Origin of the sequence: Amycolatopsis keratiniphila, from assembly GCF_000400635.2 — a bacterium.
In the GTDB taxonomy this organism is placed as follows: Bacteria; Actinomycetota; Actinomycetes; order Mycobacteriales; family Pseudonocardiaceae; genus Amycolatopsis; species Amycolatopsis keratiniphila.
The window spans coordinates 7307959-7329821 of record NC_021252.1; the positions used below are offsets into that span (position 1 = coordinate 7307959).

Annotated in this window: 25 protein-coding genes; 7 read left to right on the forward strand and 18 right to left on the reverse strand. The window is 69.4% G+C overall.

Annotated elements, in window-relative coordinates:
* Nucleotides 1–123 precede the first annotated feature (123 nt).
* Nucleotides 124–963, forward strand: a complete 840-nt coding sequence (locus AORI_RS73580) for a phosphotransferase (protein ID WP_016336802.1) — start codon at nucleotides 124–126, stop codon at nucleotides 961–963.
* A gap of 102 nt (nucleotides 964–1065) precedes the next feature.
* Here AORI_RS73580 and AORI_RS73585 read toward each other — a convergent pair whose 3' ends face one another.
* Together AORI_RS73585 and AORI_RS73590 are read right to left on the reverse strand one after the other, a co-directional pair.
* Entirely contained in the window at nucleotides 1066–2274 is a 1209-nt protein-coding gene (locus AORI_RS73585; RefSeq protein ID WP_046199856.1) for a glycosyltransferase, read from the reverse strand.
* A 112-nt stretch (nucleotides 2275–2386) separates the two neighbouring features.
* Nucleotides 2387–3124 (reverse strand): alpha/beta fold hydrolase, encoded by a 738-nt coding sequence (locus AORI_RS73590; RefSeq protein ID WP_016336804.1) that lies wholly within the window; start codon nucleotides 3122–3124, stop codon nucleotides 2387–2389.
* Between AORI_RS73590 and AORI_RS73595 the strand changes: the two genes are divergently transcribed.
* Nucleotides 3123–3665 carry a GNAT family N-acetyltransferase gene (locus AORI_RS73595; RefSeq protein WP_043848349.1) on the forward strand — a complete coding sequence of 181 codons (543 nt, stop codon included), beginning with the start codon at nucleotides 3123–3125 and terminating at the stop codon, nucleotides 3663–3665. The genes AORI_RS73590 and AORI_RS73595 overlap by 2 nt on opposite strands.
* A 3-nt stretch (nucleotides 3666–3668) precedes the next feature.
* On the opposite strand, the gene AORI_RS73600 is transcribed toward AORI_RS73595, so the two are convergent.
* Both AORI_RS73600 and AORI_RS73605 read right to left on the reverse strand, forming a co-directional pair.
* Complete coding sequence (locus tag AORI_RS73600; RefSeq protein ID WP_043849137.1) at nucleotides 3669–3956, reverse strand: hypothetical protein; 288 nt, start codon at nucleotides 3954–3956, stop codon at nucleotides 3669–3671.
* A gap of 252 nt (nucleotides 3957–4208) precedes the next feature.
* Complete coding sequence (locus AORI_RS73605) at nucleotides 4209–4961, reverse strand: AraC family transcriptional regulator (protein ID WP_123798627.1); 753 nt, start codon at nucleotides 4959–4961, stop codon at nucleotides 4209–4211.
* A gap of 51 nt (nucleotides 4962–5012) precedes the next feature.
* On the opposite strand from AORI_RS73605, the gene AORI_RS73610 reads away from it, so the two are divergent.
* On the forward strand, nucleotides 5013–5576 hold the full coding sequence (locus AORI_RS73610) for a class I SAM-dependent methyltransferase (protein ID WP_123799133.1): 564 nt from the start codon (nucleotides 5013–5015) through the stop codon (nucleotides 5574–5576).
* Between the two features lie 77 nt (nucleotides 5577–5653).
* Nucleotides 5654–6778: a serine hydrolase domain-containing protein gene (locus AORI_RS73615; RefSeq protein ID WP_043848350.1), complete on the forward strand. Its 1125-nt coding sequence runs from the start codon at nucleotides 5654–5656 to the stop codon at nucleotides 6776–6778.
* Here the strand turns inward: AORI_RS73615 and AORI_RS73620 are convergent.
* Nucleotides 6775–7899 (reverse strand): alkaline phosphatase family protein, encoded by a 1125-nt coding sequence (locus AORI_RS73620; RefSeq protein WP_016336810.1) that lies wholly within the window; start codon nucleotides 7897–7899, stop codon nucleotides 6775–6777. The genes AORI_RS73615 and AORI_RS73620 overlap by 4 nt on opposite strands.
* A 50-nt stretch (nucleotides 7900–7949) precedes the next feature.
* Here AORI_RS73620 and AORI_RS73625 point away from each other — a divergent pair, with 50 nt between their 5' ends.
* Nucleotides 7950–8162 (forward strand): FmdB family zinc ribbon protein, encoded by a 213-nt coding sequence (locus AORI_RS73625; protein WP_016336811.1) that lies wholly within the window; start codon nucleotides 7950–7952, stop codon nucleotides 8160–8162.
* A 98-nt stretch (nucleotides 8163–8260) separates the two neighbouring features.
* Complete coding sequence (locus tag AORI_RS73630) at nucleotides 8261–9181, forward strand: mechanosensitive ion channel family protein (protein WP_016336812.1); 921 nt, start codon at nucleotides 8261–8263, stop codon at nucleotides 9179–9181.
* A gap of 34 nt (nucleotides 9182–9215) precedes the next feature.
* Here AORI_RS73630 and AORI_RS73635 read toward each other — a convergent pair whose 3' ends face one another.
* Both AORI_RS73635 and AORI_RS73640 read right to left on the reverse strand, forming a co-directional pair.
* A complete protein-coding gene (locus AORI_RS73635; protein WP_016336813.1) occupies nucleotides 9216–9599 on the reverse strand; it encodes a DUF6401 family natural product biosynthesis protein in 384 nt (127 codons plus the stop codon).
* Between the two features lie 60 nt (nucleotides 9600–9659).
* Nucleotides 9660–10778 carry a trans-sulfuration enzyme family protein gene (locus AORI_RS73640; RefSeq protein WP_016336814.1) on the reverse strand — a complete coding sequence of 373 codons (1119 nt, stop codon included), beginning with the start codon at nucleotides 10776–10778 and terminating at the stop codon, nucleotides 9660–9662.
* Between the two features lie 59 nt (nucleotides 10779–10837).
* On the opposite strand from AORI_RS73640, the gene AORI_RS73645 reads away from it, so the two are divergent.
* A complete protein-coding gene (locus AORI_RS73645) occupies nucleotides 10838–11311 on the forward strand; it encodes an Lrp/AsnC family transcriptional regulator (protein ID WP_016336815.1) in 474 nt (157 codons plus the stop codon).
* Here the strand turns inward: AORI_RS73645 and AORI_RS73650 are convergent, their stop codons facing one another.
* The 11 genes from AORI_RS73650 to AORI_RS73700 form a co-directional block, all read right to left on the reverse strand.
* Nucleotides 11312–12145, reverse strand: coding sequence for a YwqG family protein (locus tag AORI_RS73650; RefSeq protein WP_043848351.1), 834 nt, complete (start codon nucleotides 12143–12145; stop codon nucleotides 11312–11314).
* Nucleotides 12146–12155: 10 nt separating this feature from the next.
* Nucleotides 12156–12515: a hypothetical protein gene (locus tag AORI_RS73655; protein WP_043849139.1), complete on the reverse strand. Its 360-nt coding sequence runs from the start codon at nucleotides 12513–12515 to the stop codon at nucleotides 12156–12158.
* Nucleotides 12516–12525: 10 nt separating this feature from the next.
* Entirely contained in the window at nucleotides 12526–14301 is a 1776-nt protein-coding gene (locus AORI_RS73660) for a 3-hydroxyacyl-CoA dehydrogenase family protein (protein WP_043848352.1), read from the reverse strand.
* Between the two features lie 225 nt (nucleotides 14302–14526).
* The gene (gene dhaM, locus AORI_RS73665; protein ID WP_016336819.1) at nucleotides 14527–15201 is read right to left on the reverse strand and encodes a dihydroxyacetone kinase phosphoryl donor subunit DhaM; all 675 of its coding nucleotides are present in this window, start codon (nucleotides 15199–15201) and stop codon (nucleotides 14527–14529) included.
* Nucleotides 15198–15821, reverse strand: a complete 624-nt coding sequence (gene dhaL, locus AORI_RS73670) for a dihydroxyacetone kinase subunit DhaL (protein ID WP_016336820.1) — start codon at nucleotides 15819–15821, stop codon at nucleotides 15198–15200. Before dhaL ends, dhaM begins: the two co-directional genes overlap by 4 nt.
* Nucleotides 15821–16822, reverse strand: coding sequence for a dihydroxyacetone kinase subunit DhaK (gene dhaK / locus AORI_RS73675; RefSeq protein ID WP_016336821.1), 1002 nt, complete (start codon nucleotides 16820–16822; stop codon nucleotides 15821–15823). The genes dhaL and dhaK overlap by 1 nt, the downstream gene beginning before the upstream one ends.
* 69 nt (nucleotides 16823–16891) lie before the next feature.
* Nucleotides 16892–17893, reverse strand: a complete 1002-nt coding sequence (locus AORI_RS73680; protein WP_228688235.1) for a DUF3558 domain-containing protein — start codon at nucleotides 17891–17893, stop codon at nucleotides 16892–16894.
* Nucleotides 17894–17940: 47 nt separating this feature from the next.
* Entirely contained in the window at nucleotides 17941–18204 is a 264-nt protein-coding gene (locus AORI_RS73685; RefSeq protein ID WP_016336823.1) for a hypothetical protein, read from the reverse strand.
* A 10-nt stretch (nucleotides 18205–18214) separates the two neighbouring features.
* Nucleotides 18215–19912 (reverse strand): sodium:solute symporter family protein, encoded by a 1698-nt coding sequence (locus AORI_RS73690; RefSeq protein WP_043849140.1) that lies wholly within the window; start codon nucleotides 19910–19912, stop codon nucleotides 18215–18217.
* A gap of 165 nt (nucleotides 19913–20077) precedes the next feature.
* Nucleotides 20078–20449 (reverse strand): hypothetical protein, encoded by a 372-nt coding sequence (locus AORI_RS73695; RefSeq protein WP_046199857.1) that lies wholly within the window; start codon nucleotides 20447–20449, stop codon nucleotides 20078–20080.
* A gap of 41 nt (nucleotides 20450–20490) precedes the next feature.
* Nucleotides 20491–21828: a tetratricopeptide repeat protein gene (locus tag AORI_RS73700; protein WP_016336826.1), complete on the reverse strand. Its 1338-nt coding sequence runs from the start codon at nucleotides 21826–21828 to the stop codon at nucleotides 20491–20493.
* Nucleotides 21829–21863 lie beyond the last annotated feature (35 nt).

The following is a 21863-nucleotide window of genomic DNA, read 5'->3' on the forward strand; positions in this document are numbered from 1 at the left end:
CACTCAAACCTTGTGGTGGTCAATTTGCGGTCGCCGGGCGGGTTCGGGACCCAATCCGGCGGCTAGTGGGGATCGTAGCCCTCACTACCGACAGTCGCGCGCACCGGCTGGCAAGATCGGGCCGTGACCGACGGACACACGCGCGCGGGCGTGGCCGCGGCGGTCGCCATCGGTGCCCGGTACGGGCTGCCGACCGGCCGTCCCGACGTCCTGCATTTCAAGTCGAACGTGCTGGTGAGACTGGGTCCGGTGGTGGCACGGGTGCCCGGCACGACACGGCTCGCCCGGTCCTCGCCCGAGCACTGGCTCGCGCGCGACGTCGAGCTGTCGAGGTACCTCACGGAACGTGGTGTGCTCGTCGTCTCACCGACCACGGATCCCCCGGCAGGACCACATTTCGCCAACGGGCTCCCGGTCACTCTCTGGCATTACACGCCGCACGAGCCGGGGCACACGCTGTCGCCGCGCGAGGTGGCGCTTTCCCTCGCCCGGGTGCACGACGCGCTCGCGGACTACCCCGGTGAACTGCCCGAACTCGGGCCGGTCCGCGAACTCCGGACGGTGCTCGACCGGCACGGCGCCCTCCTGGGCGAGGCGGCACCCCGGCTGTACGACGAACTCGAACGGGTCGCGGCGGCGCTCCCGGACTTCGAGCCGCGGCCGCTGCACGGCGACGCCCACCGGGGGAACGTCGTCGCGACCACGGCCGGGCCGTGCTGGCTCGACTTCGAGGACACCTGGCGCGGGCCGCTCGGCTGGGACCTCGGCGTGCTCTACGCGGAGGCCGGGCGCGCGACCTTGGACGCGTACCCGGCGGACGTGGCGCCTTCGTCGCTGGAGCCGTTCATCGCGTTGCGGCGGTTGTTCGAGGTGCCGTGGCGGTTCGTGATCGCGCAGCGGTTCCCGGAGCGGCTCCCTGAGGCCGAAGCCGCCCTGGAGCGCTACTTCTCCTCCCGCGTTTAGTCCTCTGAATGCGGCCGTGTCGTCCAAGGGGTCTCGTGAGTGGCGATTCGGGTTAGAACCCGAATCGCCACTCACGACCCACCCCAGCCCGCATCCAGAGGACTAAATGCCGGAGAGCAGGAGCTCGGCCGCCACATCGACGCCGTCCGTCCGCACCTCACCGCCGACCTGCCCGGCCCGCGAGGCGACTTCGGGGCGAAGCACCTCGCCCAGGGCGAGCGTCAGCGCTTCGGCGGAGGGCTCCCCCGTGATCGACGTCCCCACCCCGAGATCCCGGACACGCTGCGCGAAGTAGGGCTGGTCGAACATCTGCGGCACCAGCACTTGCGGCACCCCGGCCCGGGTCGCCGCCGTGGTCGTGCCGGCGCCGCCGTGATGCACGACGGCCGCGACCCGCGGGAACAGCGCCTGCTGGTTGACGTCCCCGATCGCGATGCAGTCGGGTTCGTCGTCGATCAGCGACAGCTCGGTCCAGCCTCGGAACACGATCGCCCGCCGCCCATTCGCCCTCGCCGCCTCGATCATCGCCTTCGCGATCTCCTCCGGGGCTCGAATGCTCCCGAATCCGAAGTAGACCGGCGGTTCCCCGTCGTCGAGGAACGCCTCCAGTTCCGGCGACAGCGGGCTGTGGTCCGGCAGGAGCCAGGCACCGGTCTGGTGGACGTCCAGCGCCGACGGGCCCCGCCACGGCGCCAGCACCGGATCGGCGGCCAGCCACGGGCGCTCGGTGAAGATGTGCCCGCGCACGTCGTCGACCGGTGGCAGGCCCAGCAGTTTCCGCTGCGCGTCGAGCACGTCGCCCCATTGCGCGTTCCACCGTTCCGCGTCGTCGGCCCACAAGGCCGGGATGTCCGCGTCGGGATTCTTCGGCGCCCATCCCGGGAAAACGGGCGGACGATGATGCAGCGAAGGCAGCGTTATCGGGCAGTAAGCGGTGAAGAAATAAGGAATCCCTTTTCGCTCGGCCACCGAATGGGCGGCGATGTTCAAGGCCATTCCCGCGACGACGGCGTCGCACCCCTCGGCCACGTCCGGCATCGTCTCGAATTGGTTCACCACCATGGCCTCGGCCATCGCGCGCCGCCCTTCCGGCGTGGCCATCGCCTTGGTCATCGCGGAATCCGGTTTCGCCGTCGACCGCAGTTCCGGCCCCAACGGCGCGAAGGGGATCCCGAGACCTTCGGCCCACGCACGGAAATCCGGCGGCGCGCAAAGCCGGACCTCCTGGCCGAGTTCCCGCAATCGCACCGCCAGCGCCACCAGCGGCTGCACCTCGCCCCTCGTCCCGATAGTGGACAGGAGTACACGCATGGGAATCCCCCTCCGGCAAAAACGTGAAGGCACGAATTGTGGACCGGGAATGGGGGCTTGCCGCAAGCCCCCGGGTCGGCTATACCTTTAAAGGGGCGAGGGGAACCTTTTCTTACGCGGGATACCAGCCCAAGATCGCTTCGACGACGCCGGCCGGATCCTCCAGCGGCGTCAGATGTCCCGCCTCCGGCAGCACCACCAATGTCGCGTCCGGCAGCGTTTCCACCAGGGTGTTCGCCGCTTCCAACGGGGTCAGGCCGTCCTCTTCGCCGACCACGACCAGCGCCGGAACATCCGCCGAGCGCAGCGTTTCGAGCGAATCGGGCCGGGCCGCCATCGCGCGCGCCGCCCACGCGATCCCGGACGGCGGCTGCGTCGTGATCAGTTCGCGAAGCCGTTCGGCCACTTCCGGGCGCGCCTTCTCGGCCAGCAAACCGGGCGTGACGGCCTCGGGCATCCAGCCGGCGCCTTCCGCTTCGACCCTGGCCGCGACGTCGTGCCGGGCCTGCGCGGCCTCGGGGGTGTCGGCGGTCGCCTTGGTGTCGATGAACACGAGCCCGCCCACGCGTTCCGGCGCGAGACGCAGCACCGCCATCGTCAGGTAGCCGCCCATCGAGCAGCCGCCGAGGACGACTTTGTCGAGTTCCAGCCGGTCGAGCAGCGCGACCACGTCGCGGGCGGCGTCGTCCAGATCCGGCTCCCGGTCGGTTTCCGGCAGCGGGCTGCGGCCGAGACCGCGCTGGTCGGGGGTGATCAGCCGCAGACGTTCCGAGAGCGGCGCGCGGACCGCGTCCCACATGCGGGCGTCGACGGGGAAAGCGTGCAGCAATACCAGCGGGAGATCCTTCATGGCGATAATTCTGTCGCACCCCGGCGCTACCGTCAGAACCGTGCTGACAGAGATCAAGACGGAGAGGCTGCTGCTGCGGAGGCTGCGCGAGGCGGATCGCGAGAACATCGTCGCGCTGCAGGCCGATCCGGAGACGAACAAGTTCAACGTCGTGCCGCACACCGTCGAGGGTGCGCGGGAGCTGTACGACGCCTGGATGAAGCAGTGGGCCGAGCACGGATTCGGCTATCTCACGGTGTCCGCTTTGGCCGAACCCGAGGTGATCGTCGGGTTCGGCGGCGTCCGGTATCACGAATGGAACGGCGAGCGCGTGCTGAACCTCGCGTATCGCTTCTGGCCGTTCGCCTGGGGCAAGGGTTACGCGACGGAGATGGCGGCCGCCGTCGTCGAGTGGGCCGAGCGGGAGATCCCCGACGTCCCGGTGATCGCCAACATCATGGCGTCCAACAAACCGTCCATCCGGGTCGCCGAGCGGCTCGGTTTCACGGTCCACACGGAGGAGGAGTACGAGGGAGAACCTTCGCTGCACCTGCGGCGCTGAAGCTCACCAGCGGCCGGGGCGGCGCCGGGATCGCGCGCTCCAGCACGCCTTGTGCCAATGGCGGCGGTCGGCGACCCCGCCGGTGTCGTCGGCTGGCCAGGCGACCACATGCGGGGTCCCCTGCCGGATCTCGTGGTCGCAACCGGGACAGCGGTAGTCCTTGGTGGTCTGCGCGCCCGGCACGGTGCGCACCAGCCACTCGCCGTCGGAGGCGGATTCGGAGCGCGCCCAGCCGGTCGACGCGCCGAGGTCGGGGCGTCCACCGCGGTCGGGCCGGTTACGTCGTGGCACGCCCGAAACGGTATACGGCGGGCCCGGCCGGCCGCCGACGTAGGCGCGCGGCGTCACATGAGTTACGCCTTCAATCACGAGTGTTACGGCTTCAATCACACGAGATCCGCCTTCCATCACGAGTGTCGTCCGTCTGATCACGCATGACGTCCGCCGGATCACCCGTGTCGTCCGCCGGATCACCCGTGATGGAAGGCCGATCATGCGTGATTGAAGCCGCATCAGGCGTGATCGAAGGCGGAACACGCGAGATCAGCCGCCGAAGTAGGCGCCCGGCGTCACACCGACCGCGCGGCGGAACGCGGCGACGAAAGCGCTCGGCGAGGAGTAGCCGATCCGGCGGGAGACCGCGGTCAACGGCATGCCCTCGGCCAGCAGCGGCAGGGACGCGCGCAGGCGGGCCTGGACCCGCCACGCGCCGAAGGTCGTGCGGCACTCGGTGAGGAACAGTCGCGCGAGGGTGCGTTCGCTCGCGCCCGCGTGCCGGCCGAAATCGGCGAGGGCGCGGCGGTCCGAAGGATCGGCGATCACCGCCCTCGCGACGGCCAGCGCACGCTCGTCGGACGGCATCGGCACGGTGATCGGCACGACGTCCACCGGTTCGAGCAGGTCGAACGCGACGGCCTCGGCCCGGCGGCGCGCGTCGTCGCCGAGGTCGGCCGCGCCGAGATGCTCCAGCAGTTCGCGCAGCAGCGGGCGGACGGCGACGAGCGTCGGCTCGGGCCAGCGCACTGGACATCGGTCCCGGGCGGCGTAGATCCCCCGCAGCACGGTTTGCGCGGTGGCACCGGTCCGGTGGACGACCCCGGCCGGGATCCAGAGCGCCCGCGTCGGCGGCAGCACCCAGTACCGCTCGCCGACGTTCACGCTCAGGATCCCCCGCGCCGCCCAGGCGAGCTGGTGACCGTCGTGTTCGTGCCATGGGAGCCAGGTGCCCGCCGGCAGGTCCATCTCACCGAGCACCATCGCCGTGGACATCGGCGGCAGAAGTCCGATATTCGACATCGATTGGCAGCCTATCGCCTACCGGTCACCGTTAGCTTCGGATTCATGCCGATGAACCTGGTGCACCGCAAACTCTGCAGTTCCGCGCTGTGGGCGAAGGCCGTCGCCGCCGAGATGCCGGGCAACGTCGCCGGCTTCGACCTCGGCGACTCCGTCCTGGAGATCGGACCCGGCTTCGGGGCGACCACGCGCGCGCTCGTCGGGCTCGTCCCCCGGCTCACCGCCGTCGAGATCGACGAGGCGTCGGCGGACCTCCTCAAGCGCGAGTTCGACGGCCGGGTACGGATCGTGCAGGGCGACGGAGCGGCGATGCCCTTCGAGGACGGCGAGTTCTCCGCGGTCGTCTGCTTCACGATGCTGCACCACGTGCCGACGACGTCGTTGCAGGACTCGATCTTCGCCGAGGCGTTCCGCGTGCTCCGCCCCGGCGGTGTCCTGCGTGCGATCGACAGTCTGGCGAACGTGCCGTTCCGGCTCCTCCACCTCGGCGACACGATGAACGCGCTCGACCCGGTCTCGCTCTGGCCCCGGCTCACCGACGCCGGGTTCACCGACATCAAGGTCGACCACATACCCAAGCGATCCGTGAAGTTCTCCGCCAGGAAGCCCATCTGATCGGCTAGGGGTTCGTTCACGAAAAGCCCGGGTCTTAGGGGCTGTCCGGGCGCCAAGGGCGTCCTAGCGTCAGGGCAATGAATCGTCTGTTTCGCGGTATGGCGGCGATCGTCGCCGGCACCGTGTTGTTCTCCGGAACAGTCACCACCGGTCAGGCCGTCGCTACCCCCACCAGGGAAAGCCTGCAAAAGGCGCTGGACGACGCCGTCGCCGCCGGTGCCCCCGGCGCGTACGCCGCGGTACTCGACCAGGACGGCGGCTGGTACGGCCGTAGCGGCGTCGGCGACGTCACGACGGGCGGCGCGCCGGACCCTCGCGGCCGTTTCCGGGCGGGCAGCATCACCAAGAGCGTGGTCGCCACCGCCGTCCTGCAACTGGCCGGTGAGGGCAAGGTCGGCCTCGACGACCACGTCCAGGACCGCCTTCCCGGGCTGCTGCCGTACACCGAGCCGATCACCGTGCGCCAGTTGCTGCAGCACACCAGCGGGATCCCGGCGACCGACCGGTGGAACAGCCTCCCGGAGATCGACACGACCCGCTGGCAGCACCAGTCACCGGACGAGACCATCCGGAAGGGGACTGAGGGCAAGCCGCTGGCCTTCCCGCCCGGCCAGGGCATGGTGTACTCCAACACCAATTACGCCGTGCTCGGGAAACTCGTCGAAAAGCTCACCGGTGACGAGCTGAATTCCGTGCTGCAGCGACGGGTTCTCGACAAGGCGGGCATGCGGGACAGCTCCCTCCCGTACCGCTATCCCTACGTCCACCACGCGGCCGCCCGTGGCTATGAACAGCTGTACGGTCCCGACGCGCCGCTGACCGACGTCACCGACTACGAGATGTCGCGGTTCTGGGGTTCCGGGAACCTGATCTCCACCGCCGACGATCTGAACCGGTTCTATGGCGCCCTGTTCACCGGACGGCTCTTCCCCGCCGCGCAGCTCGCCGAGATGCGCAAGACCGTGCCCAGCGGCGTTCCCGCAGTGGATTCGGGCCTCGGTGTCATGCGGCTCCGGCTCCCGCAAGGATGCGCCGCGCCGGAGGCATGGGGCTTCAACGGTTCGGTGCCCGGCTACAACACCTGGAGCATGCGGACTTCCGACGGCGCCAGGCAGATCACGGTCGGCGTCACCACGAACCTGACCTCCGAAACCGCGCGCTCGGCCGTGTTGCGCGCGATGTTCGCCGAGTTCTGCGGCTAGCCGCGCGCGAGGACCAACGGGACGAGTTGCTCGGCCGGGGTGAGCGAGCCGTGCTGGCCGACGAGGGAGGACTCGACGGCCTCCGCCAGCTCCCGCACGAGCCCGAAACGCCCCTTCGCCGCCGCGACCACGTCGCCGATTCGCGGGCGGACCCGATCGGAGACCGGCCCGAACCAGCCCGCCTCGACGGCCTCGTCGCGCGGGAGGATCCACGCCCGGTCTCCGATCACCTCGCGCCACGCCGCCAGGACGTCGGCCTCCGCGCCCGCTTCGCTGTAGACGTGCCGCGCCCGGACCTCGCCCCCGATGGCCCGGACGCCGCCGAGCAGCGCGGGTGTCTCGTCGATGTCGAGCGCACCCTCGACGGTCACCATGCCGTGATCGGCCACGACGGCGAGGAGCGCACCCGGCGGCAGACCGTCCACAAGGGACTCGACCAGGCGGTCGACCTGCCGCAGCTGCATCCGCCACGGCGCCGAACCCGGGCCGTAGATATGGCCCATCATGTCGAGTTCGCTGTGATAGCCCCAGCAGAACGCGGGCCGCGCTTCGAGGCAGTGCAGGACACAGGCGGCGAGGTCGCCGAGCGCATGGACACCCACATAGCGCGCGCCGGACTGGGTCGCCCGGGTCAGCGCGGTGTCGGCGAACTTCGCCGAAGACACCACGCTGGTCGTGATCCCGGCGGCGGCCGCGCGCTCGAACGTCGTCGGCAGCGGCTGCACCTCGCGCGGCGGCAAGGCCCCGCGGAGATCGCCGCCGTCCACGTGGCTGCTCCAGCGCAGCGCGTTCAGGACGCCGGTGCCCGGCACCTCGAAGCTGTACCCGACCAGGCCGTGCTCCCCCGACGCCAGCCCCGTGCCGATCGCGCCGAGACCGGCCGCCGTCGTCGCCGGGAAACCGACCCGCAGCGGCGACTTCGCCAGCTGGGTGAGCACGGGGGCGTCGGCGGCGTGCTCGGCCAGCAGCTCCCAGCCGAGACCGTCGATGAGCAGGACACAGGCGCTCGACGCCTCCGCCAGGCTCAGCGAATTGGCGAACTCCTCGGCGCCGAGGGCGGAAAGCACGGACGGGACGACTTGGCCGAGATGCGGCACATGCGCCGCGACAGGCAGTTCCACCCGGCCAGCTTGCCATCCCGGAGCGGGGTTGGAGATGGGATAATGGCGAAATGCCGACCTACGCCTACCGCTGCCGCGAATGCGCCGGAACCTTCGAACTGCTGCGGCCGATGAGCGAGTCCGGAGCGCCCGCGCCGTGCCCCGAGGGCCACCAGGACACCGTCAAGCTGCTGACGACCGTCGCGCTGACCGGGTCCGCTTCCGGCCCCGCCCCTGTTCCCGCAGGTGGAGGCGGTTGTTGCGGCGGAGGCTGCTGCGGCTGACCCACCCGTTCGGGTGGCGCAACGTGTGATCGCCCGAATGGCGGGTACCCCCTTCCCACCAGTCTGGAAGCTCCAGTGGTGGGAAGGGAGAAAGTCCAGTGGCCACATCAGCACTGGCGGCCGTCGACTTCGGTCAGGGCGTGTCGAGCGCCTGGAGTTCGGTCGCCACCTTCGTCCCGAAACTGCTCGCGTTCCTGGTCATCCTGTTCATCGGCTGGCTGATCGCCAAGGCGCTCTCGAAGGCCGTGAGCATGGTGCTCGAGAAGGTCGGGTTCAACCGGCTCCTCGAACGTGGGGGCTTCAAACAGATGCTCGCGCGTAGCCAGTTCGACGCGTCGGGCATCATCAGCAAGATCGTCTACTACGCGATCCTGCTGATCGCCCTGCAGTTCGCGTTCGGCGTGTTCGGCCCGAACCCGGTGAGCGCGCTGCTCAACGACATCGTCGCGTGGCTGCCGCGCGCCATCGTCGCGATCGTCATCGTGGTGATCGCCGGCGCGGTCGCCAAGGCGGTCAAGGACCTGATCGGGAACGCCCTCGGCGGTGTCTCCTACGGCAAGGTGCTCGCCACCATCGCCTCGGTGTTCATCTGGGGCCTCGGCGCGATCGCCGCGCTGAACCAGATCGGCGTGGCCACCGCGGTCACGATGCCGGTGCTGATCGCCGTGCTCGCCACGGTCGGCGGTATCGCCGTCGTCGGTGTCGGTGGTGGTCTCATCAAGCCGATGCAGCAGCGCTGGGAGACCTGGCTCGGCCGGGCCGAGGCGGAGATCCCCGCCGCGAAGGCGCAGGCCGAGGCCTACCAGCGCGGTCGCGAGGACGCGGGCCGCTCGGGTGAGGTGCCGACGGAGCGGACCACGGTCCACCAGCCGGTGTCCGCCGGGCACCACGCCGCGAACCCGAACGCGCCGACCCAGCACCAGCAGTTCCCGCCCAGCCAGGGTCAGGTGTCGCAGCACCAGGATCCCGGCCAGCGGCCCCCCGGTGGAAACATGCCCCCTCCGCCGGAGTACCGCTGACCTTCCACGGGAGCGGGTGGGGCGTCCGGCCGCCCTACCCGTTCCCGGTCGGCTGGGTCCGCCGGTCGTCCATCGAGGCGGCCAGCGAACACACGCCGACCAGCCGCGCGGTCAACCAGTCGCTGGTGGTCCACGCGGTCAGATCGGCCGGAGCACGGAACGTCCAGCCCTTGGCCTTCGCCTCGTCGAGCAGCCCGCGCGTGTAGCCGGCGAGCAGGACGACCCCGGCCACGGCCGCCGAGCCTTCGACCCCGACCGCGAGGATGTCCCGCACCGCGGCGGAGTGCTGATCGAAGACGGCGGACAGCCCCGGCACGGCCGCCGCCGCGGCGAGCCCGGCCACACCGATCTGCTGGTGCAGCCGGGAAAGCGTGCTACGAGCCGAAGATTCCACCCAGGACGAGACCAGATCTTTCACCCGACCAGGTTAGCCAGGCCGGACGATTTGTCGACATCCCGGTGATGACGATCGCAGAACTCAGCACGCTTTAAGTGCTTGATCGAGGTCGTGCCACAGGTCTTCGACGTCCTCCAGCCCCACCGACATGCGGATGAGCCGATCGGTGACCCCCGCGCCGCGCCGGTCGTCCTCGGCGACGATCCGGTGACTGATCGAGGCGGGATGCTGGATGAGCGAATCCACGCTGCCGAGGCTGACGGCCGGGGTGATCAGCCGGACCGCGCCGATGAGCGCGTGCGGATCGCCGTCGACCTCGAACGCGATCAGCGGGCCACCGACGGCCGGGTAGTGCACGGCGCTCACGTTCGCGTGGCCGCGAAGCCGCTCGACGAGTTCGGCGGCCGTCGCGGACGCGGCGTTGACGCGCAGCGGAAGGGTCGAGAGACCGCGAAGCAGCATGTACCCGGCAAGCGGGTGCAGCACGCCTCCGGTGGCGAAGCGGATCTGCCGCAGCATCCCGGCGTCTTCGGCGCTGCACGCGACCACGCCACCCATAACGTCGCCGTGCCCGCCCAGGAACTTGGTCGCGCTATGCAGGACGAACCGGGCACCGTGCCGCCCCGGCCGCTGGAGCACGGGCGTCGCGAAGGTGTTGTCGACCAGCACCGGGACCTCGCCCGCGGCACGCACGATCTCGGCGATGTCGACCTCGCGCAGGGTCGGGTTCGCCGGGGTTTCGAGCAGTACCAGCCCGGTGTCGGGGCGCAGCGCCGAGGCGACATCCGCCGGATCGGCCCAGGTCACCTCGGTGCCGAGCAGGCCGGACGTGAGCATGTGGTCGGTGCAGCCGTAGACCGGCCGGACGGCGACGACGTGCCGCTTGCCCTGCGCCACCGCGGCGAGCAGCGAGGCCGAAACCGCGGCCATGCCGGTGGCGAACGCGACGGCGTCTTCGAACCCTTCGAGTTCGGCCAGCGCCTTCTCGAAACGCTCGACGGTCGGGTTGCTCAGGCGCCCGTAGACCGGGAGCCCGGACAGCGAGCCCGTGGCGGCGAATTCGTCGATGCGGCTCGCCTCCTCGATACTGTCCCGCGACGGGTAGGTCGTGGACAGGTCGAGCGGAGCGGCATGGACGCCGAGATCCGTGAGATCGTCACGGCCGGCGTGGACGGCTCGGGTGCGCAGCGTTGCGGTCATACTCCAGATGGTGCGATTTTCTCCGGAACGGACGCAATATCCTCGGATATCATTCGCCGATGTCGGATTCCGTCGAACTGAGTACGGTTGATCTTCGAATTCTGCGGCTCTTGCAGAACGACGCCCGGATCTCGAACAAGGACCTGGCGGCCGAAGTCGGCGTCGCGCCGTCGACCTGTCTCGACCGCGTCAACCGGCTGCGCGAGCTCGGGGTGATCATCGGCCAGCGCGCCGAGGTCGACGCGGCCAAGCTCGGCCGCCCGCTCGAAGCGCTCCTGTTCGTGCAGGTCCGCCCGCACCGGCGCGCGCTGGTCGATTCGTTCGTCGAGCATCTGCTGGCCTTGCCCGAGGTCCGCGCCGTCTACCACCTGACCGGCCCGGACGACTTCCTCGCGCACGTCGCCACCGCGTCGGCGACCGAACTGCAACGGCTGGTGCTCGACGAACTGACCGCCCGCGACGAGGTCGCCCGGGTGCACACGAACCTCGTCTTCCAGCACTGGAGCGGGGGACCTTTGCTACCACCCGGCTGATCAGGCGATGCGGACCTTGAACGGATGCCGCGGATCGGTCGGGCAGGTGAAGATGTTCAGCACTCCCCGGTCTCCGAACGCCCAGCACGCCGGTTCGTCGTCATCGACCCCGCAGCCGCAGCCGACCTCGTGCTCCTCCGTGGCCAGCGCGAGCGTCTGTCTCAGCTCCGCACCGCATTCCCGGCAGCCCAGGTCGACGCGCTCGGCCGCGTGCCAGGCCGTCCAGCCGCCGATCTTCGCGTAGTGGTCCAGCTCGGGCCAGCCCTCCGGGTCTTCGCTCGCGCCTTCGGGGACGCCGAGCGCGGCGCGGGTCTCCGGCGGGAAGTCGCAGAGCCGGGGCAACTCGTCGATCGAGCACGGTTCGAAGACGCAGGGTTCCGGCAGGTAGGCGGTTTCGGCGTCCTCGGGGGCGGGCGGCGGCTCCGCGATGTCCCCCACCTCGCCGGAATCACGCCACACCAGCCGGACGGCGGGACCGCGGTGGTACGGGTTGTCGTGCTCCAGCGGGCAGAACAGGATCTGCAGGACGTCGGTGCCCTCCGGGAAGGGCAGCTCGGGGAAGTCGTCGCGGAAGAACTGCGCCGCGCCGACCATCGCCGGCACCGGCTCGTCGAGCGGATGCCCGCCCGGCCACGCGTCGTCGGACGCGTCGGGGTCCGGCGGCCAGGTCACCGGGCACTCCGGCCATGGCTCGTCCGACGGCCAGAGCAGCGGGCCGCCGAAGTGGCTTTCGTCCGGACGGGGCAGTCCCGGCGCGGGGTGCAGCCGGATGGCCGTCCGGACCAGGTCGTTCAGACCGGGGATGGGCATCCCGTCGTATGTGAGCTGACGCACTCCCGGGAGCTTAGAGGTCCGGCAGCGGATCTTCAGGTTTTGCCCGCATGATCTCGGCGTCGGCGGCGTGCACGACGGCGATGTACTCGTCGTCGATCTCGTAGTCGACGCCGTTGAACTTGAACCACGGCACGGTCGAGGTGTCGACCGGCCCGATCCGGTGGTTCCGCAACGTCGTCCCGACGACGCGTTTCGGCATCTTCCGGCTCAGGTACCCGGTGGTCAGGATCGTGATCGTCTTGCGGGTCACCGCGAAGAACACTCCCGGGTTGGTGCTGCCGAGGACGTCGGCTGGGAACACGTAGTGGATCTCGTCGTCCGGATCGAGGAGTTCCTTGATCCGTTTCCTGACCCCCGCGGAAACCGGCATGGCGCCCAAATTACCGCGTCGAGTAGTCCTTGAAACCCTTTCCCGTTTTCCGGCCGAGCCGTCCTGCGGTCACGAGGTGCTCCAGCAGCGGCGCGGGCGCGAAGCCCTCTTCGCGGAACTCGTTGTACAGGGTCCGCTGGATCGCCAGCGAAACGTCCAGCCCGACGACGTCGAGCAGCTCGAACGGGCCCATCGGCAGCCCGCAGCCCACCTTCATCGCGGTGTCGATGTCGTCGGCCTCCGCGTAGTGCGCTTCGAGCATCTTCACCGCGTCGTTGAGGTACGGGAACAGCAGCGCGTTGACGATGAATCCGGCCCGGTCGCCGCAGTGCACGGGGTGCTTGCCCACGGCCGCGCAGACGGCGTCGACGGTCGCGATCACGTCGGGAGCGGTCGCGATCGTGGAGACGACCTCGACGAGTTTCATCACCGGCGCCGGGTTGAAGAAGTGCACGCCGACCACGTCGGACGGCCGCGAGGTGGCGGCCGCGCATTCGATGACCGGCAGCGAGGACGTGGTGGTCGCCAGGACCGCGCCCGGCTTCACGACGTCGTCGAGCGCGGCGAAGACGGCCTGCTTGACGGCCAGGTCTTCGGCCACCGCCTCGACGACGAGGTCGACGTCGGCCAGTTCCTCGAACTCCACCGCCGGCGAGATCCGGCCGAGCGCGGCGGCGGCGTCCTCCTCGGACAGTTTGCCCTTGACGACGGCCTTGTCCAGCGACTTCTTCACCCGCGCGACCGACGCCGCGGCCTTCTCCGCGCTTCGCGCCCGCAGGATGACCTCGTAGCCGCGTTTCGCGAACACTTCGACGATGCCCGTCGCCATGGTCCCGGTCCCGACGACGCCGACCTTGTGCACTTCGCGTGCCGTCGCGGTGTCCACTGTGGACTTCGCGACCGCGTCGGTCACCGTCGGCGAATCGGGCTCGTCGTAGGTGTAGAAACCCTGGCCCGTCTTCCGGCCGAGCAGCCCGGCGGTGATCATCTGCTTGAGCAGCGGCGCCGGCGCGTGCAGCCGGTTGCGCGACTGGTGGTACATCGTGTCGAGGATCTCGTACGCGGTGTCCAGCCCGATGAGGTCGAGCAAAGCCAAGGGCCCCATGGGATATCCGCAGCCGAACCGCATCGCCGCGTCGAGGTCCTCGCGGGTGGCGTAGCGCTGCTCGTACATCCGAACGGCGTGGTTGAGGTACCCGAAGAGCAGGGCGTTGGCGATGAACCCGGCACGGTCGCCGATCACCACCGGGGTCTTGCCGAGCCGTTCGGCGAACGCGACGACGTCGGTGACCACGTCGGGCTCGGTGACGACGGTGCGCACGACCTCGACCAGTTTGAGGATCGGCGCCGGGTTGAAGAAGTGCATCCCGACGACCTTGCCCGGTCGCGCGGTGCGCACACCGATCTCGGTGATCGACAGCGAAGAGGTGTTCGAGACGAAGATCGTGTCCGGGCCGGTGATCTTGTCCAGCTGAGCGAACACGTCGGACTTCGCTTCGAGGTTCTCCGGGATCGCCTCGATCACCAGGTCCACATCGGACAATTCCGCCAGCGACGTGGTGTACCGGATCCGGTCCAGGAGCGCGGTCCGGCCGTCGGCGTCGAGCTTGCCGCCGGACACCGCCCGTTCGGTCGAATGCTCCAGATGACCCCGGCCGCGGTGGACGCCGTCGTCGTCGATCTCCACCGCGACGACCGATACGCCGCTCCGCGCGAGCACCTCGGCGATCCCGGCGCCCATGGTGCCGAGACCGATGACTCCCACACTCGAGATTTCCCGCGCCACAACCGGCCTCCGGAGGTTACTCGCTGGTAGTTTCTCCGATCGTGCCACGCCGGGGCGCGGAAAGCAGCGGCTGTCACCCTCCGAATCGAGTAAGTGTCACTCGCGGACGAGGGCGCGCGGGGCTACCCCGTCCCTCCGGATGCAATGAAAGTGTCTTTCCTTGCAAAATTTGCAAGGAAAGACACTTTCATTGCACGGGTGGACGGGTGAGGAGGGCCAGTCCGCTCACTCGCCGAAGTTCTGGTCCACCAGATCCTTGATCTTGGTGAGCGCTTCGTCGGCCTGCGCCCCCTTCGCGCGGACCTCGATCCGGTCGCCCTGGCGCGCGCCGAGCGCCATCAGCGCGAGCACGCTGTTGGCGTCCGCGGTCTCGTCGCCCAGCCGCACGGTGACCTGCGCGTCCAGCCCCGCGATGCTGCGGACCAGCACCGCGGCCGGCCGCGCGTGCAGCCCGACGTCGTTCCGCAGCGTGAGCTCGACACTGCTCTCGCCGTCCTGCGCGCCATCGTCGAACGTGAGGTCCGGGGGTGCTCCAGCCGAGGCGGCCGCTTCGGCGACGGCCTTGCGGTCCGCCCCGCCCTGCGCCGCGACGGCGGCGGCGATCGCGCCTTCGACCAGCGGCGCGTCCACGACGACCGCGGCCGACGGGTCGGCGAGCGACTCGACCGCCAGTTCCGCGGTCATCTGCGCGCTGCCCAGGTCGTACAGCAGGACGACGCCCGACCCCGAATCGGCACGCTGCGTCGCGGCGACGACCTCGTCGTAGTCCGTTCCGATCCCGCCGTCGGCCAGGCCACCCGCCGCCGCGATGGTGACGTCCGGCGCCATCTGCGCGGCGAGTTCCGCGAGCCCTTCGGCGAGTTTGGCGCTGTGGGAGACGAGCACGATTCCGACGCTCACTGGGCGGCCTCCGCGAACGCGCGCAGCAGCAATGCCGTCGAGCGGGCACCGGGATCCATATGCCCCTTCGCCCGCTCTCCGAGGTACGACGCCCGGCCCTTGCGCGGCACAAGGTCCACAGTGGACTCCGCGCCCTTGTCCGCGGCGTCGGCGGCCGCGGCCAGGATCGCCGCGACGCCGTCGCCGGAGGCCCCTTCCGCGGCGGAGACGGCGGGGATCAGGGCGTCGACCATGGTCGCGTCTCCCCCGACGGCCTTGCCGCGGGCCTGCACTCCTTCGAGCGCCGCGCGCAGGGCTTCGACCAGCAGCGGACCGTCCACTTCGGCCGCGTCGCCCAGTTTGACCGACGCGCGCAGGAAAGCCGTGCCGTACAACGGACCCGCCGCGCCGCCGACCTTCGAGATCAGCGTGGTGGCGGCGAGCTTCGCGACCGCGGCGGGGGTCTCGGGCGTGGCGGAGTCCAAAGCGGACACGATGGCGGTGAAACCCCGGTCCATGTTCTCGCCGTGGTCGGCGTCGCCGATCGCGCGGTCGAGGTCGACCAGTTCGGCGCGATGCTCGGCGATCACCGCGGCCGCCGCCCGCAAGGCGGCGGCGAGCGTCTCGGCGGTGCAGGCCATCAGACTCCCCACCTCAGGGCCGGGGTGTTCACCGGCGCGTCCCACAACTCGGTCAGCTCGTCGTCCAGTTTCAGCAACGTCAGGCTCATCCCCTGCATCTCGAGGCTGGTGATGTACGGCCCCACCAGCCGCCGTTCGACCACGATCCCACGCTCGGCCAGCAGCCGCTCGGCGATCCCGTGGGCGAGGTACAGCTCGACCAGCGGGGTCCCGCCCATCGAGTTCGTGAACAGCAGGACCTTGTCGCCCTCGGCGAAGGGCAGATCCGTGACCACCGCTTCGACCATGCGCGCGACGAGTTCGTCGGCCGTCGTCACGGCGGTCCGCTCGATACCGGGCTCGCCGTGGATGCCGATGCCGAACTCGATCTCGTCGTCGGCGAGGTCGAAACTCGGCTCGCCCGCGTGCGGCACGGTCGGCGCGGTGAGCGCGACGCCGATCGACCGCACCTGGCCGATCACCTTGCGGGCCAAGGCCTCCACCGCGTCGAGCGTGTCGCCCCGTTCGGCGGCGGCGCCGGTGATCTTTTCCAGCAGCACCGTGCCGCCGACGCCACGACGGCCGGCGGTGTAGGTGGAGTCCTTGACCGCGACGTCGTCGTCGATCACCACGCTGCGCACGTCCAGCCCTTCGGCGGCGGCGAGTTCCCCGGCGGTCTCGAAGTTGAGCACGTCGCCGGTGTAGTTCTTCACGATCAGCAGCGCGCCCGCGTCACCGGTGGTCGCCTTGACCGCGGCTTCCACGGCGTCCGGCGTCGGCGAGGTGAACACGGCGCCGGGGACGGCGGCGGCGAGCATGCCCTGCCCGACGAAGCCGCCGTGCAGGGGCTCGTGCCCGGAACCGCCACCGGAGATCACCGCGACCTTGCCCACCAGAGGCGCGTCCACGCGCACCACGATCGCCGGGTCGTCCTCCACGCGCAGGACGTCCGCGTGCGCCGCGGCGAGTCCGCGCAACGATTCCGCGACCACCGTCTTCGGGTCGTTGATGATCTTCTTCAAGGGTGGCCTCCGGCACGTCGGCGGGTGGGGTGTCCCCTTCCTACCTCTCCCGGCCGGATGCCGCCAGCGTCAGGGCTTCGGCAGCTTGGAGATCACCGATTTGGCGATCTTCGCGGTCTTCCCGCACGACACCGCTTCGTCGGACTTCTCGTCGTAGTTCTTGTAGATCACGCTGACGATCTCGACATCGTCATCGACCCACGGCTTGTGCTGCCATTCGATCTTGCACTCGGCGGCGTTGCCGCTGCCGACCTTCTGGTACCCGGTGACGCCGTCGAGGTCGACCTTCTTGGTCCCGTCGCGTTCCTCCGGCGGAAGGCCCTTGCGGAAGTTGATCGAGATCCGCGGGTTGGAGCCCGGTGTCCAGTCGCAGGAGTGGAAGGAGGTCAGCTCGGCCGCGCCGTGCGGTACCACCTCGTTGAGGACGCCGGTGTCGGCGACAGTGCACGGATCGACCGCGGTGAGCGTGCCCGTACCCGCCTGGTACTTCGCCGGTGACGCGTGCAGGCTCTTCACGGCCTTCGCGGCCACCGCACGGCCTGTCGCGCACGGGTCACCGCCGTCGTAGGTGACCGAGAAGTTGATCCCGCGCTCGGGTTTGCGCAGGGTCATGATGCCGACGTCGCAGCTCTTCCCGTCCTTGTCCTTCCGCTCGATCTGCGGCAGCCCGTCGACCGCCGAAACGGTGACGCCGTTGATCGAGGAGAAGGTCGACGCGCCGATTTCGACCCTGACCGTGAGGGCCTTGCCTCCGGCGTCGACGGCCTTCGCCCGGCAAGTGCCGAACGAGGTGAGGTTCGCCGTCGGGTCCTCCGGCGTGCCGAGGCCGCTCATCACTTCCTTGTTCACCAACCCGCACGGGTCGATCGTGCGCAGCACCGCGGGGGTGACCGCCGGATCGTTGATGTCCCCGTCGGGCACCGAGCCGGAACCGGAGCCGGGTTCGGCGGCGACGGTGGTACGGGCGAAGTTGGACTTGCCGAGGTTCTGACCGCAGGCCGAGAGCACGCCCAGTGCGGTGACCAGGGCCAGCACGGACGCGATCCGGCGACGTCGAGCGTTGAGCAGCACGAGATGCACGGTAGCCGGAGCCCCTCGGCGCTGTCCGGACAACCCGCCTATTCGCCGCTCTCGCCGTCGGTGCTCGGCGGCACCACGATGGGCCGCAGCTTCGCCCACAGCACGAACAACCCCGCGAACACCAGCATGCCGATGCCCGCCCACAGGTTGATGTTGACGTCGGCGGCCTTGGCCAGCTCCTCCTCGGTGGTGAAGCCGATGCCCATGATCGTGAGCACCAGCCCGTAACCGCCGATGAGCAGCGCGATGATCAGCCGGATGTCGAAGACGCCGGCCTTCTTGGGAGCTTGCGAAGCAGCCATCTCCGGCCTCCTAGAAGATGATGTTGAGCACGATGGTCAGGATCAGCACGATGCCCGCAAGCAGGCCCGGCTTGCGGTACCAGCCCGCGTCGTCGCCGGTCTCATCGTGCTTCAGCGACTCCTTCGGGGTGAGGGAGTAGACGAGGCCGACCAGCTGGGCCTCCGGCTTCGGCGCGGTGGCGAGCGAGACCCCGACGCTGACCGCGATGTCGACGACGAACGCCGTACCGGCGGCCACGAAGCTGATGCCCTGCCCGGTGAGCCCGAGGACCCCGGCCTGCGACAGCAGCCACACGGTGATCGCCGAGGCGGTACCGCACACCAGGCCGACCCAGCCGGCCGTCGGCGTCATCCGCTTCCAGAACATGCCGAGGATGAAGGTGGCGAACAGCGGCGCGTTGAAGAACGAGAACAGGTCCTGCAGGTAGGTCAGGATGTTCCCGGAGTTCGACGCGATGAACGCGGTGCCGATCGCGAGCACGGTGCCGATGGCGGTGACCAGGCGGCCGAGCCGGAGGTAGTAGCCGTCCGACTCGTTCTTCTTCACGTACGACTGCCAGATGTCGTAGGTGAACACGGTGTTGAACGAGCTCAGGTTCGCGGCCATCCCGGCCATGAACGAGGCGAGCAGACCGGCGAGCGCGACGCCGAGCATGCCGTTGGGCAGCAGGTCGCGCATAAGCAGCAGGATCGCGTTGTTCGCGGTCACGCCGCTCGGCGCGTCGCCGCCGTCGAGCAGGACCTGCTTGTCCTGGACGTACTCGGAAACGGTGACCGCGGCGATCATGCCGGGGATGATCACGATGAACGGGACCAGCATCTTCGGGAAGGCGCCGATGATCGGCGTCCGCCGCGCGGCCGACATGCTCTTCGACGCCATCGCGCGCTGGACCTCGACGAAGTTCGTGGTCCAGTAGCCGAAGGACAGCACGAAACCGAGACCGAAGACGAGGCCGAGGATCGACAGGAAGCTGTTGCCGAAGCCGGTGAGGTTGTCACCCGGCCACGAGTGCAGCTGCGCTTCGCCGCCGGGGCTCGCGGTGACCTTGTCGACCAGGCCCTGCCAGCCGCCGACCTTCACCAGGCCGACGATGGTCAGCGGCAGCAGCGCCGCGACGATCACGAAGAACTGCAGGACCTCGTTGTAGATCGCGGCGGAGAGGCCGCCGAGCGCGGTGTAGGAGAGCACGACCGCGGCCGCGACGATGATCGACACCCACAGCGGCCAGCCGAGCAGGAGGTTCACCACGCTGGCGAGCAGGAACAGGTTCGCGCCCGCGATGAGGATCTGCGCGCTCGCGAAGCTGATGCCGTTGACCAGGTGGGCGGGTTTGCCGAACCGGCGGAGCATGAACTCGGGGACGCTGCGGACCTTCGAACCGTAGTAGAACGGCATCATCACGATGCCGAGGAACAGCATCGCCGGGATCGCGCCGATCCAGAAGTAGTGCACCGTCGGCAGGCCGTAGAGCACGCCGTTGGCCGACATGCCCATGATCTCGACCGCGCCGAGGTTCGCCGAAATGAAGGCGAGACCGGTGACCCAGGCGGGCAGCGACCGGCCCGAGAGGAAGAAGTCGAGGCTGCTCGAGACCGACCTCCGCGCCATGTACCCGATGCCCAGCACCAGCGCGAAATAGAAGGCGAGCAGGACGTAGTCGATCGGACTTGCGTCGAGCCGCAGGTTCGCATCGGCCAGCACGTGCAACCGACCCACCTCCATAGTGAAAATGTCCACGAGAAACGCCTGGATCACGTCAATCGCGGACCATACTGCATGGATTCAGGAACGGCAGTGCGGGTGGGTGACGACTGCCCTGAAGTGTCTGTTCGAGGGCAATTCTTGACAATTCCTGTCCTGTCGGGCCGAGGCTCAGGGGCGTTTCACCTTTTCCTCGTCCGCGCCCAGAGCGAGGTAGACGTCGATCCACTGGCGATCGATACCGGTGACGTCGTTGCCGTCGCAGTACGGTTTGGCCCCGTTCGCCGTGTAGTAGCGAAGCAGGGCGAGGGCCTCGTCGGTGCGCCGGAGCGAGTCGTCGGTGTAGCGGGGCCCCGGCGCCTCCGGCTGATGCTTCATACAGGTCAACTCGGTCACGACGCCGTCGGTGGTCTCGTCGTCGAACCGGGGCCCGGCATCGGGAGCCTTCTCGGAGCACGCCACGACGACGGCGAGGAAGACCAGCGTGCTCAGTGCGGCTCCGCGCAACCGGCGCGGAGCCCTTTCGGTCGGAAGATTACGCATGGGTCGGCCGCCTTTCCGGTCGTGTTCCCGCCGTCGCGGACTCATCCGGCGCCGCCGAGGTTCGCCAGCGTGGTGCGTGCCGTCCGCGCGTCGGTCAAGGAGAAGTTCGGGTTGATGCGCAGCGCTTCGGCGAGCGCCTTGACGGCTTCACCCGGCCGTCCGAGCGCGGCGAGGATCATGCCGCGGTGGTAGAAGAACGACGCGTTGCGCCAGCCGGTGCTCATCGCGCGGTCGGCGAAGGTGAGGGCCTCGGCGTGCCGGCCGTTGAGGTGCAGTGCCCAGGCCATGGCGTCCGCGACGAACACGGGTTGCCTGCGCTCCCATTCCGCCTGCGCGAACCGGAGCGCCTGCACGGCGTCGCCTCGGTCCGCGGCGACCAAGGACGCCTCGAGATCGACGTTCGCACCGGAGGCGACTTCGAGGCGCCGCTGCTCCTCGAAGAGCTCGTACTGACGTGCGGCGGATTCCGGTGCACCCGATGTCGACAGCAACAGGGCGTACTCGCGCAGGTTCCCCACGTTCGGCTGACGGGCCACGAGATCCCGGTAACCGGCGAGTGCCTTGGCGGTCTGCCCGCGTGCCGCCGCGACCTTGGCCTTTCCTTGCTGTAGCGAGGTTTCCTGTGGCGCCGCACGCTCGCCCGCCTCGAAATGCCGCTGCGCGGTGTCGAGATCCCCGTTGTCGAAGGCGAGTTCGCCGAGGAGGTTGCGGCAGAACGCGACATCGCTGGGATCGACGGCGTCCGCCAGGGCGCGGTCGAGCGCGTGCCGGGCGTCGTCGACGCGACCGTGTATTTCGAATTCGTAGGCGGCGCGGGTGAACGACGCGACACCCGGCTTCAGATCGAGCATCCGCTGCAGCGCCGCCGTGGCCGCGGCGGTGTCCCCGAGCTGGGTGTAGGCATCGTTGAGTACACCGTGGACCTCGGCGTTGTCCGGAAGCGCGGCCTTGGCCTTCTCACCCCAGTCACGAGCGCCGGCGAAGTCGTGCCGCGCGTTGGCGAGCGCGCCCATGCCCGCCGACGCGATCCCGTTGCCTTCGGGCTGCTGCCCCAAAGACTTCCGCAAAGCCTCTTCGGCCTTCGGGAAGTAGGCCGGGTCGGCCTTGACCCTGGCCACCTCGACATACGCGGCGCCGAGTTCGGCCCAGGCCTGCGGATCCTGCTCATGCTTCGCGAGCTTGGCTTCCGCCGTCCGGACCGCCCTGTCGAGAGTGCTCACTCCACTCTGCGGCCCTTCGTCGAGGACCGGTTCGGGCGGGATCAACGCGGCGACACCCACGGTGAGCAGGCTCGCGCCGAAGACCGCCAGGAGCGCGAACCGGCGTGTGCGCTTCCCGAATCGGATACCTGTCGTGCTTTCGGGGACGTCGTGGGACATCGGGTCCGCCTTCCGCGGAGATGAGGGTGGTGGCC

Bases quoted from the DNA above. Each gene is read 5' to 3' on its own strand.
- AORI_RS73585 (WP_046199856.1), bottom strand. From the start codon at position 2,274: ATGCGTGTACTCCTGTCCACTATCGGGACGAGGGGCGAGGTGCAGCCG.
- AORI_RS73595 (WP_043848349.1), top strand. From the start codon at position 3,123: ATGGCGATAATTCTGTCGCACCCCGGCGCTACCGTCAGAACCGTGCTG.
- AORI_RS73590 (WP_016336804.1), bottom strand. From the start codon at position 3,124: ATGAAGGATCTCCCGCTGGTATTGCTGCACGCTTTCCCCGTCGACGCC.
- AORI_RS73605 (WP_123798627.1), bottom strand. From the start codon at position 4,961: ATGTCGAATATCGGACTTCTGCCGCCGATGTCCACGGCGATGGTGCTC.
- AORI_RS73610 (WP_123799133.1), top strand. From the start codon at position 5,013: ATGAACCTGGTGCACCGCAAACTCTGCAGTTCCGCGCTGTGGGCGAAG.
- AORI_RS73615 (WP_043848350.1), top strand. From the start codon at position 5,654: ATGAATCGTCTGTTTCGCGGTATGGCGGCGATCGTCGCCGGCACCGTG.
- AORI_RS73625 (WP_016336811.1), top strand. From the start codon at position 7,950: ATGCCGACCTACGCCTACCGCTGCCGCGAATGCGCCGGAACCTTCGAA.
- AORI_RS73640 (WP_016336814.1), bottom strand. From the start codon at position 10,778: ATGACCGCAACGCTGCGCACCCGAGCCGTCCACGCCGGCCGTGACGAT.
- AORI_RS73645 (WP_016336815.1), top strand. From the start codon at position 10,838: ATGTCGGATTCCGTCGAACTGAGTACGGTTGATCTTCGAATTCTGCGG.
- AORI_RS73655 (WP_043849139.1), bottom strand. From the start codon at position 12,515: ATGCCGGTTTCCGCGGGGGTCAGGAAACGGATCAAGGAACTCCTCGAT.
- dhaL (WP_016336820.1), bottom strand. From the start codon at position 15,821: ATGGCCTGCACCGCCGAGACGCTCGCCGCCGCCTTGCGGGCGGCGGCC.
- AORI_RS73685 (WP_016336823.1), bottom strand. From the start codon at position 18,204: ATGGCTGCTTCGCAAGCTCCCAAGAAGGCCGGCGTCTTCGACATCCGG.
- AORI_RS73695 (WP_046199857.1), bottom strand. From the start codon at position 20,449: ATGCGTAATCTTCCGACCGAAAGGGCTCCGCGCCGGTTGCGCGGAGCC.
- AORI_RS73700 (WP_016336826.1), bottom strand. From the start codon at position 21,828: ATGTCCCACGACGTCCCCGAAAGCACGACAGGTATCCGATTCGGGAAG.